17 protein-coding genes are annotated in these 18,097 nt (G+C 39.4%); 7 read left to right on the forward strand and 10 right to left on the reverse strand.

Features of this window, described 5'->3' with window-relative positions:
• Position 1: 1 nt before the first annotated feature.
• A complete protein-coding gene (locus HMPREF0013_RS20690; RefSeq protein ID WP_005804600.1) occupies positions 2-631 on the reverse strand; it encodes a ComF family protein in 630 nt (209 codons plus the stop codon).
• The gene (gene recG, locus HMPREF0013_RS20695) at positions 624-2,669 is read right to left on the reverse strand and encodes an ATP-dependent DNA helicase RecG (RefSeq protein WP_005804601.1); all 2,046 of its coding nucleotides are present in this window, start codon (positions 2,667-2,669) and stop codon (positions 624-626) included. Before recG ends, HMPREF0013_RS20690 begins: the two co-directional genes overlap by 8 nt.
• A 20-nt stretch (positions 2,670-2,689) precedes the next feature.
• On the opposite strand from recG, the gene HMPREF0013_RS20700 reads away from it, so the two are divergent.
• Entirely contained in the window at positions 2,690-3,505 is an 816-nt protein-coding gene (locus tag HMPREF0013_RS20700) for an NAD-dependent epimerase/dehydratase family protein (RefSeq protein ID WP_005804602.1), read from the forward strand.
• 79 nt (positions 3,506-3,584) lie between these two features.
• Positions 3,585-4,568 carry a putative solute-binding protein gene (locus tag HMPREF0013_RS20705; RefSeq protein ID WP_025464186.1) on the forward strand — a complete coding sequence of 328 codons (984 nt, stop codon included), beginning with the start codon at positions 3,585-3,587 and terminating at the stop codon, positions 4,566-4,568.
• A 46-nt stretch (positions 4,569-4,614) separates the two neighbouring features.
• Here the strand turns inward: HMPREF0013_RS20705 and plsB are convergent, their stop codons facing one another.
• Entirely contained in the window at positions 4,615-7,188 is a 2,574-nt protein-coding gene (gene plsB / locus HMPREF0013_RS20710; RefSeq protein ID WP_005067259.1) for a glycerol-3-phosphate 1-O-acyltransferase PlsB, read from the reverse strand.
• A 276-nt stretch (positions 7,189-7,464) separates the two neighbouring features.
• Here plsB and HMPREF0013_RS20715 point away from each other — a divergent pair, with 276 nt between their 5' ends.
• Both HMPREF0013_RS20715 and HMPREF0013_RS20720 read left to right on the forward strand, forming a co-directional pair.
• Entirely contained in the window at positions 7,465-8,337 is an 873-nt protein-coding gene (locus HMPREF0013_RS20715; RefSeq protein WP_002116924.1) for an acyl-CoA thioesterase, read from the forward strand.
• A 95-nt stretch (positions 8,338-8,432) separates the two neighbouring features.
• A complete protein-coding gene (locus HMPREF0013_RS20720) occupies positions 8,433-9,719 on the forward strand; it encodes a dicarboxylate/amino acid:cation symporter (protein WP_044118931.1) in 1,287 nt (428 codons plus the stop codon).
• 45 nt (positions 9,720-9,764) lie between these two features.
• On the opposite strand, the gene HMPREF0013_RS20725 is transcribed toward HMPREF0013_RS20720, so the two are convergent.
• The 7 genes from HMPREF0013_RS20725 to HMPREF0013_RS20750 form a co-directional block, all read right to left on the reverse strand.
• Positions 9,765-10,715, reverse strand: a complete 951-nt coding sequence (locus tag HMPREF0013_RS20725) for a metal-dependent hydrolase (RefSeq protein WP_005804606.1) — start codon at positions 10,713-10,715, stop codon at positions 9,765-9,767.
• Positions 10,716-10,839: 124 nt separating this feature from the next.
• The gene (gene yihA / locus HMPREF0013_RS20730) at positions 10,840-11,616 is read right to left on the reverse strand and encodes a ribosome biogenesis GTP-binding protein YihA/YsxC (protein ID WP_002116788.1); all 777 of its coding nucleotides are present in this window, start codon (positions 11,614-11,616) and stop codon (positions 10,840-10,842) included.
• Positions 11,617-11,716: 100 nt separating this feature from the next.
• The gene (locus HMPREF0013_RS20735; protein ID WP_002116968.1) at positions 11,717-12,154 is read right to left on the reverse strand and encodes an RrF2 family transcriptional regulator; all 438 of its coding nucleotides are present in this window, start codon (positions 12,152-12,154) and stop codon (positions 11,717-11,719) included.
• A gap of 87 nt (positions 12,155-12,241) precedes the next feature.
• A complete protein-coding gene (locus HMPREF0013_RS20740; protein ID WP_005804608.1) occupies positions 12,242-13,006 on the reverse strand; it encodes a globin domain-containing protein in 765 nt (254 codons plus the stop codon).
• 2 nt (positions 13,007-13,008) lie between these two features.
• Entirely contained in the window at positions 13,009-13,161 is a 153-nt protein-coding gene (locus tag HMPREF0013_RS25015) for a hypothetical protein (protein ID WP_014207750.1), read from the reverse strand.
• Positions 13,151-14,698, reverse strand: coding sequence for a helicase HerA-like domain-containing protein (locus HMPREF0013_RS20745; RefSeq protein ID WP_005804609.1), 1,548 nt, complete (start codon positions 14,696-14,698; stop codon positions 13,151-13,153). Before HMPREF0013_RS20745 ends, HMPREF0013_RS25015 begins: the two co-directional genes overlap by 11 nt.
• A 42-nt stretch (positions 14,699-14,740) precedes the next feature.
• Positions 14,741-15,931: a PLP-dependent transferase gene (locus HMPREF0013_RS20750; protein WP_005804610.1), complete on the reverse strand. Its 1,191-nt coding sequence runs from the start codon at positions 15,929-15,931 to the stop codon at positions 14,741-14,743.
• Between the two features lie 168 nt (positions 15,932-16,099).
• On the opposite strand from HMPREF0013_RS20750, the gene HMPREF0013_RS20755 reads away from it, so the two are divergent.
• The 3 genes from HMPREF0013_RS20755 (at position 16,100) to rplC (ending at position 18,089) form a co-directional block, all read left to right on the forward strand.
• Entirely contained in the window at positions 16,100-16,828 is a 729-nt protein-coding gene (locus HMPREF0013_RS20755) for a type 1 glutamine amidotransferase (RefSeq protein WP_002116949.1), read from the forward strand.
• Between the two features lie 252 nt (positions 16,829-17,080).
• On the forward strand, positions 17,081-17,392 hold the full coding sequence (gene rpsJ, locus HMPREF0013_RS20760; protein WP_000070912.1) for a 30S ribosomal protein S10: 312 nt from the start codon (positions 17,081-17,083) through the stop codon (positions 17,390-17,392).
• A gap of 58 nt (positions 17,393-17,450) precedes the next feature.
• Entirely contained in the window at positions 17,451-18,089 is a 639-nt protein-coding gene (gene rplC / locus HMPREF0013_RS20765) for a 50S ribosomal protein L3 (RefSeq protein WP_002117051.1), read from the forward strand.
• Positions 18,090-18,097: the final 8 nt, after the last annotated feature.

Here is an 18,097-nt window from a genome sequence, read left to right on the forward strand (position 1 = left end):
CTTAACTCTTCGGCGTCGCTGCTAGGCACGCCGTATGAATGGATGTGCAGCCTAATTGTTTAAGGGCTTGACTGAGCGCATGAACAGAGCTTCCTGTGGTTATCACGTCATCAATAATGAGAACGCGGCGATAACGTCGTTTCTCTTGATGATGGGGTAAAAATTGTTGTTCTATATTTTCAAAGCGTTCTAGCCGAGTAAGTCCTTTTTGAGAGTGCTCGTTTAAACGTTGGATTGGTTGCCAAACAGGTATTTTTAAGTGTCTGCTTAAGATATTGGCAAGTAGTAATGATTGATTGAAACCACGCTCGATTAAACGCTGATTGGAAATAGGCATGGGTACAATAGCTTGTACCTTGGGAAATTTTAATTGTTTTAAAATTTCACCTAATAAGATTTGATAATGTAACTTTTGTTCATATTTAAACTGCTGAATAATCCGGTTAACTGGATAAGCATAATTACAGGCCACAAGAACAGATTGATTATTACGTTGAATCGTTTGTTTAAGCCAAGGTAGCTGTTCCCAACAGTCTTTACAGAGCGAGTATTTTTCTCGCGTGTCTAACTCGCACAATGAGCAAGGTGAAAATAACTGAATAAGATGCTTGAAGTTTAAAAAATCAAACATAGGCGTAGCGAGGCGCCTCAGGAAGCCAACGTTTTAATAGAGCATCTGCCTGTTCTGGATAATCTTTTAAAACTTGCTGTGCCACATAGTGGGCTTGACTCAGTAGGTGATCATCTCGCTCTAAACGAGCCACTCTAAATCCCATGTCCCCAGTTTGTTTAGTCCCTAGTAATTCACCTGGTCCACGTAGTTCCAGATCTTTTTCTGCAATCACGAAGCCATCATTACTTTCTCTTAAAATAGAAAGTCTCTCTTGTCCATTTTGAGAGAGAGGCGTTTTATATAAAAGTACGCAAAAACTAGCTTGAGCACCTCGACCTACGCGACCTCGTAATTGGTGTAGCTGAGAAAGCCCTAAACGCTCGGCATTTTCAATCACCATAATGGAAGAGTTAGGAACGTCTACTCCAACTTCAATCACTGTCGTTGCGATAAGAAGTTGTAATTCATTATTTTTAAATGCTTGCATTACGGCTTGCTTTTCATCGGCTTTCATTTTGCCATGCACCAAGCCAATGTTGAGCTCAGGAAAGCGCTCTTTCATCTCTTGGTAAGTTGCTTCCGCTGCTTGAGCGTCTAAAGTCTCAGACTGCTCAACCAATGTGCATACCCAATAGGCCTGTTTCCCCTCTCTGCAATTTGAAGCAATACGTTGAAGTACTTCCTCTCGACGATCAAGAGGAATCGTAACTGTTTGAATTGGGGTACGGCCTGGAGGTAACTCATCAATTATAGATGTGTCTAAATCACCATAAGCACTCATTGCTAGAGTTCTTGGAATCGGAGTGGCTGTCATCACGAGTTGATGTGGAGTGAACTGCTCAGCACCTTTATTGCGTAAAGCTAAACGTTGGTCTACACCAAAACGATGTTGTTCATCAATAATCACTAGCCCTAATTTAGCGAAGCCAACATTATCTTGAAATAAGGCATGGGTACCGACAATAAGTTCCGCGTGGCCTTCTTTAATCTGTTGTTCTGCTTGGGCACGGGCTTTACCTTTTTGTTTGCCAGATAACCATGCCACGGTAATACCTAATGGTTCAAACCAACGTTTAAAGTTTAAATAATGCTGTTCTGCAAGAATTTCAGTCGGAGCCATTAATGCAACCTGCCAATCTGCTTCTAAAGCATGGCAAGCAGCTACAGCGGCAACAAGGGTTTTTCCAGCACCTACGTCGCCTTGTACTAGACGTAGCATAGGTTGGTGTTGTTTTAAGTCATTTAAAATTTCTTTAGATACACGTTTTTGTGCATTGGTCATTTGAAATGGTAAAGCTTCTAATAGTTTTTTAGCTAATACTTTACTGCTTGAAAATGCAGGTGACGCAATTTGTCGAATATAAGCACGGCGATTAAGTAAACTAATTTGGTGCGCAACCAACTCTTCAAAAATAAGCCGTTGCTGTGCAGGGTGCGAGCCTTGAGCCAATTGCAGCATGTTGGCATCCACAGGAGGCTCATGAATGTAATACAAAGCCTCTTTAAGCGCATAGCCATTGGTATATTGCTTTGGGAGTAGCTCTGGTAAGGCGTCGCTATGGTGCTTTAAAGCTTGTTTAACGTATTCGCGTAATTTGGGTTGAGTTAATCCATCCGTACTTGGATAAATTGCTGTCAGCTGAGTTTTTGGTAGAGGTGTATGTTCATGAATGAGTTGAATTTCAGGATGATACATCTCAAGGCCGCGAGCACCTACACGGACTTCACCAAAAATACGTAAGCGATGACCGGGTTTTATTTTATCAGTCAGGTTTTTATAAATATGATAAAAGCGTAAGGTGACTTTACCGAATTCATCTTGCACCAAGGCTGCCATAGATTTTCTTTTTCCCGGAGGGAAATCAATTGATTTGACTTCGCCTTCAAGTAAATAGCTCCGCCCAACCACAAGTTGATTCATTGGAATAATCGTACTGCGGTCTTCATAATCACGTGGCAGATGAAACAGTAAATCATCTGTGGTAAAAATATTTAGTTTTTCGAGCAGGGCTGCTGAAGCCGATCCAACGCCTTGTAACTGATGGACTGAAGTCATGTCCCCTCAACGAGTTTTCTATGCATATATTATTTATCGGTTATGGTAAAACATCTCAGCGTGTTGCTAAACAACTATTTGAGAAAGAACATCAAATTACCACAATCAGCCGTAGTGTAAAAACGGATAGTTACGCAACACATCTTGTTCAAGATATCTTTAAACTTGATTTAAGTAAAATTGAACCTGTGGATGTCGTATATATTTTACTTTCTCCAAATGAAAGTACGGTTGAGGGCTATCAACATACTTATGTAGATAGTATTGAACCGATTCGAGAAGCATTAAAAATACATCCAGTAAAAAAAATAATTGTTGTCTCTTCTACGCGGGTGTATGGTGAAAATGCAGGGGAGATCATTGATGATTTTAGTGAAATTCATCCAAATGATGCACAAGGCCATATATTGCGTAATATGGAGTTATTCTGGCAAAAATATTATCCAACTCAATCTGTAATTGTTCGTCCTACAGGTATTTATGGAACTTCCATTGCCCGTTTAAAAAAAATGGCTGAAAATCATCAAAGTTATCCAAATATACATTATAGCAATCGAATACATATTGATGATTTAGCAAGATTTTTAGCTTTTATGGCTGATTATGAAAGTCATCAAGCAAGCTATATCGTGACTAATAATCAACCATTACCTTTGCATGAAGTTATAGTCTGGTTTCAAAAAAAATTGGGATTGCCAGAATTAACTTTAGAATCAAACCAAATTTCAGGTAAAAGAATTTATGCAAAACATTTATCTACAACAGGTTTTCAGTTGGAACATCCAATTTGCTTTAATGACTATTTATTATGTTTAAATGTTCATAGCACTAAATGAAATTTTGATTAAACTTTAAATAAGAACATAAATACCTGATGAGGCAGTCAAATTGCCGATAAAGATAAAAAGGTTGAAAGTGAAAAAAATTTGTTTAGCTCTTATCTTGAGCGTAACAGCCGTTGCGAGTTGGGCTGAGGATCAGGTGTGGTGTGCCTATGATCCTATCGGGTCCCAAGGGGATATTACTCGCCGTTTAAATGACATTCGGCTATATGCCCAGCAATATCAAGTCAAATTTAAAGTAGTTACCTATCAAAAAGAACAGCAGGCCATACAAGCTTTTGATGGTGGAAAATGTTCAGGTTTAGCTGCATCCAATTTCAATACTTATCGTTATAACCAATTTATGGGAAGTACCGCGGGTATAGGGCTTATTCCTAATAACCGTACGGCCAAAAGCTTTTTGCAGCTTTTAAATCATCCTACAATCGAGAAAAGGTTAGTTTCTAAGAATTATGAAGCTATAGGAATGATTCCAATTGGAACTGCTTACATGGTTCTAAAAAATAAGAACCTCTCTAGAGTCGCTCAATTAAGAAATCAGCGTATTGGGGTGCTACCCAACAATCCACCACAACAAGCATTGGTACGAAGTGTAGGTGCTCAGCCAGTTTATGTTGATTTATCAAACGCGATTGCGCAGTTTAAGCAAAATAAAATCGATATTGTTCCTGCACCAGTGTATGGGTTATTGCCATATAACTTACAAAAAGAATTTGGACCAGATACTCAAGTCATCAATTTTCCTTTGGCATATTTCGGTGTCAATTTAATTATTAAACCGCAAGCTTATCCTGCTAATTTTGGCCGAAAAATCAGAGGATGGTTTGTTCATAATAGCCAATTGCTGACTAATCGTGCGACACAATGGGAAAATCATTTACCTGCTTATTATTGGGTAGATGTCTCTTTTTATGAGAAGCAAAGTTATGACGTAATGGTTGCCAAAATACGTAATCAGTACGTTCTTTCAGGTTATTACGATGCTTATTTCGTTCAGCTTATGAAGCGCTTACGTTGTATGGACGATCCACGTTATTTTGAATGTCCAATTCGCTAATAAAATAAAAGGCAACCGAAGTTGCCTTTTATTTTGACTGAAGACTTTAAGCTTTTTTGCGTTTTAAACGGCGTTTAGCTTGTTGAGATGCCATTGCTTCAAGAGCATCTTTCAATTCTTCGTCAGTAAAGGTGGTGATGTGCTGCAACATTTGCAAGGTTACTTCATCAAGCACCAACTGTGCGCCAGCAGCCATTTGACGGAAATTGTCATCAAACTCAATTTGGCCTTGGTCATTGGTACGAATGTAATTTTGCTGAGTAAGTACTTTTAAGAAACTTTGGAATAAAGCTTTGTCGAAGAACTCTGGCGAATTAAATTCATAGAGAACTGATAAACGTTGTCCTAATAAATGACTTAATTCTTCAACTTGTTTAGCAGAGATATTACCTGAACCACGTTGAGTAATGAGCGCAAGTGTCATGTAGTAGCGCTCAAGACTTTGCTTAACAGGAGTAGCTAAAACAACAAGCTGATTATGCTCTTCTGTATTTGGCGCAGAGCTAATCAAATTACCTTCATCGTCTTGTTGAATAAGGTTAGATTGAACTAGAGCATCTGCATATTGCTCAACTTGTGCTTTAAGCTCGCTGCTCTTCCATTTAAGGAATAACTCAGCTTTCAAGAATGGATAGAGCGTATAGATGACATTAGTTAAATCTGAACGACTGATTTTTCCATTATGCTCAACAAGCGATGCTACTAGAGAAGGTAAAACAAAGGCGTGCAAGATGTTATTACGGAAGTAAGTCAGAAGAACAGCTTGGTTATCTTCAATCGCAATAATATCGCCAAGCGCATGCTGAACGCGTTTAATGAGTTTAAGCTTTAAACCATACGCAATAATTTCTTTACCAGAAAGTGGTGTTACTTCCATACGTTGGTCATATGGGAAGTTCGATGCCAAGTTACGATAAGCTTCTAGCTGCTTAATACAAATTTCTTCATCAAGCGTATGCTTTGGAGTTGCAAGCAAAATAATAGAAAGTAAAGAAACAGGGTTAATCACCACAGCTCGGTTAATATTTTCTAAAATTGCATGTGCAGAGCTATTTACTGCATCTGAAACAGCTTGAGGAATTGGGTCGTCATTTTTCTCGATATAAACGTTTTCTGCATTATGTTGCTTAAGCAGATCATCAAGGAAAACGGGTTCACCAAAGTTCACGTGGACTTTACCAAAGATACGTTCAATTTTTCGTAAGGTTTTCACAATACCAAAAATAGATTCGGCTTCTTTTGGCTTACCTTGCATTTCGCCTACGTAAGTTGAGCCTTCCATGAGTCGTTCATAACCAATATAAGTTGGTAAGAAAACGATCGGTTTGGCACGGCCACGTAAATGGCTGTGAACTGTCATGGCAAGCATACCGGTTTTAGGCGGTAATAAACGTCCAGTACGTGAACGTCCACCTTCAATAAAGTATTCAAGAGGCGTGTTGCGTGACAAAATACTATATAGATATTCTTTAAATACAGTAGTGTAGAGTCCATTTCCACGGAAAGAGCGGCGAATAAAGAATGCACCGCCACCACGTAGAAGCTGTCCAACAAAAGGTAGGTTTAAGTTGTCACCCGCAGCAATATACGGAACCATTAAGCCACGCTTATAAATCACATATGATAATAATAAATAGTCAATGTGACTGCGATGACACGGCGTATAGACAACTTCATAGTCTTTCGCTAGTTCACGAACGGTACTAAAGTTATGTACTTCTACGCCGTCATAAAGCTGAGTCCATAGGCGTGTTAAGGCAAGATCGGCAAAGCGCACTGCTGAATGTGAATAATCCGATACGATTTCATTCACATAGCCAATCGCACGGCGTTCAGCTTCAAGCATGCTCACTTTTCCGCGAATACTTTCACGGCGGATTGCTTCTTGCACATCACGAGATTTAACAACCGATTGCATGACATTGCGGCGATCTGACAAATCGGGACCTAACACGACTTCACGCTGACGGTCTAAATAATCATTTAACGTACTTACAATATAAGTTGCTGGTGAAAGATTTGGATAATGCTGCTGTGCATATTCAACCAATTCACGTAACGATTGTGGTTCATGAAACTCTAAATAAGACTGACGGCCATGCAAACCAATATTAACCAGCTGCTTAACTGTGCTTGGTGTTGCCCATGTGTCTGAAAATAATAATTTAAACCAAGAATCTTCTTTATCTGGCGAACGGCCCCATAAAACTGTAACCGGAACAAGCTCTATATCAAGTTCAGGGTTTTCTTGTAAAACTTCAATCAGTTTTATTAAACGCGGTGGAAAAGCATGAGGAGGCGGATTCAGTAAATTATTTTCATCATTGTGCTGTAAAAATAAAACTGATGCTTTTTCCTGATGAGTACCCACAATGAGTGGGTCTAACGCAGGTTTTAAATTTAAACGACGCGTTTCTCCATCAACCACCAGAGCATTGCTTCGAGAGTGGTTTTGTAAGACGTAACAAACCACTTTTTGGCGGTCAGTTTTTGCTTCTGTTTCTGTTGTTTCTGATACTGGTTCAGTAGGAACTTCCCCAAGAACATGTGGTGTTACCACGAGGTCAAGTAGTTTACTCGAAAGCCGACGATACATTTGACCAAACCCACTCTTGGACATAAGAACTCCTACTTCTTAAAGACAAATCCCAGCACCAAATGCAGAGGGTAATTATTTTGCGGCATTTATTAAAAAAAACAATATGCTACTTTCTTATAAATTATAATGCTTTTGGCATATTTTATCGTTAAAAATCGTATTTTTAGCTGTTATATGAGCAATCTTCGTCAGAAGTTGACTGATTGTTCCATGTTCAAATAGTTTTTTGTGGCACAATAGATTCTACACATCTGTACTTTAATACGATTTTTTACCTGAAATATGAAGGTATCTCTCATGAATGCGTTAACCCAAGAACTTGTCGATCTTCTTACTTTAGAAAAGCTAGAAGAAAATATTTACCGTGGCATAAGCCGTAATCTCGTCGGTAAACGTGTCTTTGGTGGACAGGTTTTGGGTCAGGCTTTACGTGCAGCATCTTATACAACCGATCGTCCAGCGCATTCTTTGCATGCATATTTTTTATATGGCGGCGATATTAATGCCCCAATTATCTATGAAGTAGACCGTTTACGTGATGGGAAGAGTTTCGTAAGCCGTCAGGTTCGTGCTATTCAACACGGACGAGTTATCTTTTCGGCGATGGTTTCTTTTGCTAACCCCGAAGAAGGCTTGAACTATCAACATCAAGAACCAGAGTACCCTGCACCAGAGACTCTTAAATCTGAAAATGAGCTCAAAGAAGGTATTTTAAACTTCGTACCTGAAAATGTTCGTGCTAGTTTTATGCGTGAGCGCCATGTAGAAATCCGCCCAATTGATCCGGTAAATCCGTTTCAACCGCAACCTGAAGCGCCGTATAATGCGCACTATATCCGCACACATGACCGTATTCCAAAACAATTAGATGATATTGCTTTGCATCAAGCAATTGTTGCGTTTTATTCAGACTTTACCTTAATGACAACTGCTTTAAGACCGCATGGGCTTAGCTATATTTCTCCAAGTTTGCAGTGTGCAAGTATTGATCATGCTATTTATTTCCACCGCCCGCTGCGTGCTGACGAGTGGATGCTTTACGATATGGAAGCAACAGTCAGCGCAGCTTCTCGTGGTTTAAACTTTGGCCGTATGTGGCAAAATGGTCAGCTAGTATGCAGTACCGTACAAGAGGGTTTAATTCGTTTGCGGGAAATTGAAACGCAATAAGCTTATTTATATTTATAAAGCCATCTGATTAGATGGCTTTTTTATTTTTAATTGAAACGATGTGACAAAAAATTGCTCGTATGAAAAGCGCGCTCATGTCATATTTGCAACAGGATTGCCAACTGAAAAAAAATAATGCTGATATGAACTTAAATACACAAATTCTTATTGCGGCCATTTTAGGCTTGGCCTTTGGTTTTATATTAACGTTGTATCCCGATACTGCGTTTGTAAAACATAGTTTATATGGGTTAGGCATATTAAGTAGTGTCTTTATTGGGCTGCTTAAAATGTTGTTGGTGCCTTTGATTTTTAGCTCGATTGTTGTGGGTGTCTCTAATTTGCAGGCGGGAGGGCAGTTAGGTCCAGTCTGGAAAATTACCTTTTTATGTTGTTTGACCACAACAACACTAGCTTTAATTTTAGGTATAAGTTGTGCTCATCTATTTGAAGTAGGACGTGGTATAGATATCTCTATTTTTCAGTCATCTATGCAAAACTATCAGGCACCAGATAGTTTAAATCCTGCAAGTTTTTTCACTAATTTTATTCAAAATACATTAATTAACCCATTTAAAGCATTTAGCGATGGTAACGTTTTAGCTGTTGTTGTGTTTGCACTATTTGTTGGTGTTGCTTTAGTCCATGGCGGTGAGCGTTTTAAAAGTATTCGTGTTTTGAGTAACCAGTTTTTTGAAATGATGATGATGCTAGTCGGCTGGGTAATGAAGCTAGCACCTTTGGGTATTTTTGCTTTATTAGCAAAGTTAATGGCAACGGAAGATGTTTCGGTACTCAGTCGTTTGGCTGAGTTTGCTGTTGTAGTGACGGGCACTACCATTTTTCACGGTGCTGTTGTTTTACCTTTACTACTTTGGATTTTTGGCCACATGAGTCCTTGGGCTTTTTTCAAAGGAACACGTACAGCGTTAATTACAGCATTTGCAACCAGCTCTAGTTCTGCCACAATGCCCCTTAGTATGAAATGCGCACAAGAAAACTTAGGTGTTCGTCCGCAAACAGCTGGTTTTGTGATTCCTTTAGGTACACAGCTTAATATGGATGGCACTGCACTATATGAAGCAGCCGCTGCATTATTTGTCGCAAATTTGGTGGGGCTAGACTTAAACCTGACACAACAAATTATTGTGTGTTTAACAGCAATGATTGCATCACTAGGGGCACCTGGAATTCCGAGTGCTGGTATGGTTACCATGATTATGGTTTTACAGTCTGTAGGTTTACCGGCTGAAGCAATTGCAATTTTACTTCCGATTGACCGCTTATTGGATACGGTAAGAACAGTGGTAAATGTGCAGGGTGATATGATGATTAGTGTGGTTGTAGATCGATATACCAAAGATAAAGATATCAGTGTCTAATCTCCTAAATAAAAAAGCAGGACTTTAAATCCTGCTTTTTTATTTTTAAGCCGCTTGTAACTCGGCTCTTTTTGCTGCTGGAGATTGCGATAAATAACTTACCGCATCTTCAGTACTGCCTTCCTTGACTGGATCATACCAAGGCATGAGGTAATCAATTTGTTGGGCAATCAGCCAAAATGGATTTGGTAAAACCTGATTATCTTTTCTGCTAATTTTATACCACTCTACAGCAACCCATACTGGGAAAAATCTAGATTTAGCCGCGTCTGCAAAACGTGGATCTTGTTTCATAATATGTGCAGCGCCATCTACCCATAATCCAAGCACCAGTACAATCACTGCAAGGCTTAAATAGTAGCGTGGAATATACCCACCATCCAAATGGCGATATAAATCAAAAGCAACGGTACGGTGTTCAATTTCTTCTGAACCATGCCATTTAACCAGATCGACCATTTCAGGGTCAGCGCCTAATTCTTCCCAACGCGTGTTATAGAGTGCATATTTCCCTAATACACAGGTCATATGCTCAACAGTTGCAATAACGCCTAAACGCAAAAGGTCCCATTGTCCTTGTAGAAATTGAGGGACTTCTTTGTCGAAAGGTTTATCTGCTAAGGCAGTGGTAAATAGATAATTCATAATGTCCAGATTTCGCTGGATATCAATATTACGTGCGCTTAAATATTCTTTATTGGCAGAAGTATGCGCATTGGCATGCATAGCTTCTTGGCGGATAAATGCTTGCACATCCTGTTTAAGTTTTTCATCTTTAATTTGCGGTAAAACTTTATTGTACAAACGGCAAAACCAGAATTCTCCGGCAGGCAAGATATTATTAATTTCATTAATAAAATAACTTGCGAAAGGCTGATTTGGAATCCAGTCAACAGGGGTATCTTTCCAGTCAAATTTTACTTTACGTGGAAGAATTTTATAGTCAATAGAAGAACCTAAAGCCTTGTTCTTCAAAAAAGATAACAATTTCATCATTTAGTCCTGATTTTTAACTCGATGAAGTTATAACGAGTATAAAAAAAGCCCCTACATTTGTGTTTAGCAATAGGGGCCAATTTGAAAATAAATTTAATAAAGAAATAGTATCTTTTTTGACGATTTACTCTTCAGTATCCTCATCGCTTGCTTCAGGGATCGCGTCAACGTCAAATTCCGGCTCTTGATCAAGCGTAAAATGCAGACGTCCAGCCATAACACTTGCTAGCTCTTCTAAACCCAACTTATTAAGTGATGAGAAAAGTTGAATCGAGAAATCAAGCTTCATTTTTTTCAGTTGTTGCTTAACTTCTAATAGCACTTTGTTTGCAGGGCCACGATTAAGTTTGTCTGCTTTCGTTAAGAGAATATGAACAAAAAGATGACGTGAATAAGCCCACTCTAGCATCATCATGTCGAAATGCTGTAGAGGATGGCGAATATCCATCAGTAATACTAAGCCTTGTAAGCTTTTACGATGGATTAAATAGTTCTCTAATTCTTTTTGCCATACTCGTTTCATATCTTCAGGTACGGCTGCATAACCATAGCCGGGAAGATCGACTAAACGTTGATCAGGATTACCTAAACTAAAGAAGTTAATCATCTGAGTACGGCCAGGTTTTTTAGAGGCGCGCGCTAGCTGTTTTTTGTTAGTTAAGGCATTGATAGCACTAGACTTACCGGCATTTGAGCGTCCTGCAAAAGCGATCTCGTAGCCACTATCTTCAACACAAAGTGCCAATTTAGGTGCACTCATTAGAAACTCAGCTTGGCGTAACCAGTTGAGTGATTGCACAGCATATGCCGTGATCGCTGGATCTGGTTTCTTTTCATAGCTGATCTTTTGCTTGGGTGCGAGTCTGGCTTTGGTGTCTTTCGATTTTTCACTACGACGCATAAAAAATAACTTTTTAAATGAGAGGGCTCGCGCCTAGTATAAAGGAGCTTGGGTATTCTTGCTAATTTTCAATAAGTCGACTTATCAAAATCAGTAGAGCTTAGATTTGTAAAAATGCAATAGGGGAGTTGGCAGGAGCAGATTTTGATTGCTGCAAAACTTCTCCGAGTGTGTATTGGTCTAGGCTTTGATAAAAACTCTCTAAAGCCTGATCTAAAATACCTTTTAAACCACAGTGACTTCGTAATACGCAAGGTGGCGTATTACATTCAACGATTTGATTATCACCTTGTAATATTCGAACAATTGAACCTAAATTTGAGTTAAGTGCATCTGGATTTAAGCGAATTCCTCCGCCTTTTCCACGAATGGTAATAATCCATTCCTGCTTGCCCATGAAGTGAACAACTTTAACTAGATGGTTTTGTGAAACATGCAAATCTTTCGCGATTTCTGCAATCGTGTAAGGTGCATCACTTGGGCGTGCAACATACATTAAGAGTCGTAATGCATAATCGGTAAATTTATTAAGCTGCATGATTACCAAAAATGGAAGAGATGAAAAGGATGATCATCTTAGCCTGAAAGTCTAAATAAGAAAACTTTCAGGCAAGAGGTTTTTACATTACAGCGTTAAAGGGGCTGAAACCTGTACTTGATCACCCACTCTATAATGCTCAAGTAAAATATTAGCAACTGAAAACTCAGTATGATTTTCTTCGGGCTGCACTTCAAAGTGATACGAGTTATCTTCTTGAGCTTCGGTAAATTTAAAAGCTTTCGGTTGTTCAAGTTGTTGCTCGGGAACTTGTACTTTAACTGAAATAAAGGCATTTGCTGGGCTAGTCAGTACGTCTTCATGGTCAGTTGCTTTTAAAGTGAAGCGTTTGCCAGATTCCAAAGGATCAATTTGAGTAATTTCAAATGAACGCCAGCCAGCCCATCCACCTTTTAAGCTTTCAAGTTGTTCGTATTTTTGTTTTTCAACACCAATCAAGATATCAGCCAACTGTGAGTATGCTTGTTTCCACGCTTCAATAAGCTCTGATTCGAATGGTACGTTGAGTACTTCACTAATTGAATGAAGCAAGTTGTCCCCAACAATTGCATATTGGTCTGGTTGAATATCTAAGCTCACGTGTTTAGTAGTGATGCGTTCTACCGCTTTAGCTAGAACAGTAGGGTTCTCAATATTTTCTGCATAAGCAAGCACAGCAGCTGCAAGAGCACGTGGCTGACGTAAGCTGGTTTGGTCATCTAAATTAAAAACATTTTTTAATTCGGGGTTGTTATTAAGCATGCGCTTATAAAAGTATGTAGTCAGCGTAACGCCGTGTTCACGTAAAACCGGTACAGTAGATTTAACAAGTTCAATTTGTTGTGGAGTCATGGCTAGACCTTATTTATCTGGCTATATAAGATGTATTTAAAATACATCTTTAAAAAATTAATGGCAATAACTTTTTTATAAAAAACCATAAAAAAATTAGGGGATATAAAATCCCCTAAAATTAACGCAATTTTTTTAATATTTTTATTTACCAAATAAAGAGCCGAGCAAGCCTCTTACGAGTTTTTGTCCCGTACTTCCTCCTAAGCTACGTGCAGCACTTTTGGCAAAAGTTCCAACAATGTCTTGTGTGAGTTTAGCTCGTTCACGGGCTGCTCTTTCTTCCTCTTTTAGTTGCTCACGTGCCAAGCGCTCCTGCTCTTTAGCTTGCTGTTTTGCTAAAGTTTCTTGTTCTTTAGCTTGTTGTTTTGCAAGTTCGGCGTCTTGCTGCTGTTGTTCGCGCTCAGCAACTTTATTCTGTAGCATTTCATAGGCACTATCACGATCTACAGCTTGTTCATAAACGCCAGCAATAATACTTTGCGAGATTAAAGTCTGACGCTCTTCTGGAGTGATCGGTGTAAATGCAGAGTACGGAGGCATAACCCAACCACGTTCTACAATCTGTGGCGTACCTTGTTCATCTAGACAGCTAATGAGTGCCTCACCAACACCAAGTTGGGTAATAGCTTCATCAACTTTAAACTCTGGATTAGCACGGAAAGTGTCTGCTGCGGTTTTTACAGCTTTTTGATCTTTAGGGGTGAATGCACGTAATGCATGTTGAACGCGATTACCAAGTTGACCAAGAACGCTTTCGGGTAAATCGAGTGGGTTTTGAGTAATAAAGTAGATACCCACCCCTTTGGAGCGGATTAAACGTACAACTTGTTCAATCTTGTCTTGGAGTGCTTGGCTGGCATTATCAAATAATAAGTGAGCTTCATCAAAGAAAAACACGAGTTTAGGTTTATCCATGTCACCGACTTCTGGTAGCTGTTCAAATAGCTCTGAAAGCATCCATAAGAGGAAAGTGGCATATAACTTAGGTGTATTCATGAGCTTGTCGGCAGCAAGAATATTGATATAGCCGTGTCCGTTTGCATCAGTTTGGATAAAATCCAGAATATTTAAAGCTGGTTCCCCAAAGAACTGTTCTCCACCTTGGTCGGCAAGTGCTAATAAATTGCGCTGAATAGCGCCTAGGCTTGCTGGAGATAAATTGCCATACTCGGCTTTAAATTCAGCTGCATGTTCACTCACAAAAGTGATCATGGCTTTTAAGTCTTTAAAATCGACTAAAAGTAAACCTTGGTCATCTGCAATACGGAATACAGCAGATAAAACACCTTCTTGGGTATCATTTAAGTTTAGTATGCGTGCTAATAAAATTGGCCCAATTTCAGAAATGGTGGTTCGGATAGGATGACCTTGCTGACCAAATAAATCCCAAAAAACAACTGGATTCGCTGCAAATGGAACACTATCAATTTGTAAAAGTTTTAAGCGTTCATTAAATTTATCCGAAGCTTCACCAGCTTTTGCAAGACTCGAAACATCGCCTTTAGCATCGGCAAGAAATACCGGCACACCGATTCGAGAGAAACTCTCTGCTAGAACTTTTAACGTAACTGTTTTACCTGTACCTGTCGCGCCTGCAATAAGTCCATGACGGTTAGCAAACTGGGGAAGTAAAACAATTTCTTTTGATGTGTCCTTAATATTTTTAGCAATAACAATCGGTGTACCCATATATTTTTATCCTATGGTTTGAGTCACTATAATCTTGTCGTTTTACAGTTGTTTCAGTGCATTTTCGATATCTTGTATCAAATCTTGCGGATCTTCTAGTCCTATACAGAATCGAACCAATAATCCTTGTTGTAAATGTGTATTCTCAAGTTTTCTCATCATTTTTAAATCATAAAGCATAATCAGGCTAACGGGTCCACCCCAGCTAAAGCCGAGCTTAAATAACTCTAATGCATCGCAGAAACGACGTACTGCTGTAATGTCATATTCAGGTTTAAAAATAACACTCACTAAGCCTGCACTTTGACCAGTTGTGCATATTTCTTGCCAGTATTGATGGCCTGGCGAGGATTCATCACTTGGGTGTAGAACTTGTGCAAATTGAGGCTGGTTCTTTAGCCATTTAAGGAGAGTGTGAGCATTGGCTGACTGTTGTTCATAGCGTAAAGACATATGAGCAAGGCTGCGTTGAACTTGAGCTGCATCATCTCCAGAGATTGCGATGCCTAAAATGGCATGTGTGCGGAATAGGCGGTGATGAAGTTTCTCATCACGAGTTACAATGCTGCCCATTAAAATGTCACCACCACCACTTGGATATTTTGTTAGTGCGTGAACGGTTAAATCGACCGATAGATGTTCATCAGAAAAATTAAAAGCATTAAACGCAAGCCCAGCTCCCCAAGTATTATCTAGAGCAGTCAATACACCATGCTTTTTAGCTTTTTTGACTAGATTTTTAAGGTCAGGAAACTCTAAAGTAACCGAACCTGCAGCTTCTAACCATAATAGTTTACTTCTTTCGGTGGGTTGAAAACTTGCAGCGTCAATGGGGTTATATACTTTAACAATAATGCCATATTGACTTTGTAGATAAATTAAATGTTCTAGATTTGGACCGTAAATATTGTCTGGAACCCATACTTCGTCATTAGTGCTTAAAAATGCTGAGTTCACAATATTAATTGCGGATAGGCCACTCGGTGCAAGTAAACAATGCAAGCCACCTTCAATTTGCGCAATATTGTCGCCTAAGGTGAATGTGGTAGGGGTGCCATGTGTTCCATAGCTATAGTCATACTTATCAGTCCAATGACGATCAAAAAGGTGCGAAGTTGATTTGAAAATAATAGTTGATGCGCGAAATAAGGGAGGTTGCACTGTTTCAATGAATTGCGGAGCCTTTCTTGGGGCATGAATGAGACGAGTCTGGAAATCGTTATGCTTTTTCATAGTGCGTTATGTTTTAAATGATAAAGTTAGATTAAGAGAAATTTAAATTCTTCGCTAGATTTATAAAGTTTTGTAAGACGTTTCGTTACAGTAGACCTATAAAACAAAAACTTGGCTTTATTTTTGCAAAGACCACTACAACATTCTAACAACAATAGGTTTAAGCGCATGAAGTCGCATTTAAGAGTTCATTATTTTCAACATATCGCGGGTGAGGGTTTTGGGAGTTGTTATTCATTTTTGAAAGCTCACCACGCGACTATTAGTTCTACGGAGTTTTTTGCACTTCCGGTTGATCGGTCACTTGAAATAGAAGCTTTACCACAAATTGATGAGGTTGACTTATTATTAGTCATGGGTGGCACCATGAGTGTAAATGATGAGGCGAATTATCCATGGCTTAAGATAGAGAAAAGATGGTTGCGTCGTTACTTAGCAGCTGGAAAGCCTGCAATAGGTCTCTGTTTGGGTGGACAGCTAATTGCTAATGCACTTGGGGCGGCAGTTAGTCGAAACCGCTATCAGGAACTTGGCTGGTCGACAGTTCAAAGAGTAGCAAATTTACCTCAAGACAGCTTTCCTTTACCTGAAAAGATAAAGGTGATGCAGTGGCATAGCGAGACATTTGAAATACCCAAAGGTGCTATACACTTAGCCGAGAATATAGCTTGTCGTAATCAGATGTATCAAATTGGAAAAAATGTGCTCGGTTTTCAATTTCATCCAGAAATGACACCAGCAACGTTAGAACTGTTGCTTGAAAATGAAGAAGAGCTATCTATTTTTAATGGGGAATATGTTCAGCCTGTGAGTGAACTACAATATTCAGAAGCACAAAAATTTGAACAAGGTAATCAACTCTTAAATAAAGCGATTGAGTTTGTCATAAATGCCTAGATGAATTATGAATGCTAGGTTAAAGCACGTTTTGAACAAAAAATAGAAAAAGAGAATTGCATAAGACTTAAACAATCGTTATAATGGGCGACCCTCAAAAGGAGGGGCATTTACTGCGAAGAAAGTAGTAAATGTGCATTACAGTCGTGGCATCGATCATGACCTTAGTGATTTTCACTGCCTTTGACACTTACCAATGGGTGAGATGCGTCAAGGGTGATTCTTTATATGTTTGGCTTGGAGTTTACTGGTATGTCTAACCAGAGAATTCGTATCCGTTTGAAGTCTTTTGATCATCGTCTGATTGATCAATCTGCTCAAGAGATCGTAGAAACCGCTAAGCGTACTGGCGCACAAGTTTGTGGTCCAATTCCGATGCCTACTCGCATCGAACGCTTCAACGTTCTTACTTCACCGCACGTTAACAAAGATGCGCGTGACCAGTACGAAATCCGCACCTATAAACGTTTGATCGACATCGTTCAACCTACAGATAAAACTGTTGATGCATTGATGAAATTAGATCTTGCGGCTGGTGTTGATGTTCAGATCGCTTTGGGTTAAGGCTTTCGGTTGATTAACTTCTAAGTTAATTAGGCCGCTTTTTTAGAGGTTTATGCACATGGCTATTGGTTTAGTCGGTCGCAAATGTGGTATGACTCGCATCTTTACAGATGCAGGTGTTTCTGTACCTGTTACAGTCATCGAAGTCGATCCAAACCGCATTACGCAAATCAAAACACTTGAAACTGATGGTTATCAAGCTGTTCAAGTAACTACTGGTGAACGTCGCGAATCTCGCGTAACTAACGCTCAGAAAGGTCACTTCGCGAAAGCTGGTGTTGCTGCTGGTCGTTTAGTTAAAGAGTTCCGTGTTACTGAAGCTGAGCTTGAAGGCCGTGAAGTTGGCGGTACTATTGGCGTTGATTTGTTCACAGTTGGTCAAGTAGTTGACGTAACTGGTCAATCAAAAGGTAAAGGTTTCCAAGGTGGTGTTAAACGTTGGAACTTCCGTACCCAAGACGCTACTCACGGTAACTCAGTTTCTCACCGTGTATTAGGTTCTACAGGTCAAAACCAGACTCCTGGGCGCGTGTTCAAAGGCAAGAAAATGGCTGGTCACTTAGGTGATGAACGCGTAACAGTACAAGGTCTTGAAATCGTATCTATTGACGCTGAACGTTCTGTTTTAGTTGTTAAAGGTGCAATTCCTGGTGCAACTGGCGGTGACGTGATTGTACGTCCTACCATCAAGGCCTGAGGGGAAAT

The sequence above is a fragment of the Acinetobacter sp. SH024 genome (genome assembly GCF_000163635.1).
In the GTDB taxonomy this organism is placed as follows: Bacteria; Pseudomonadota; Gammaproteobacteria; order Pseudomonadales; family Moraxellaceae; genus Acinetobacter; species Acinetobacter pittii.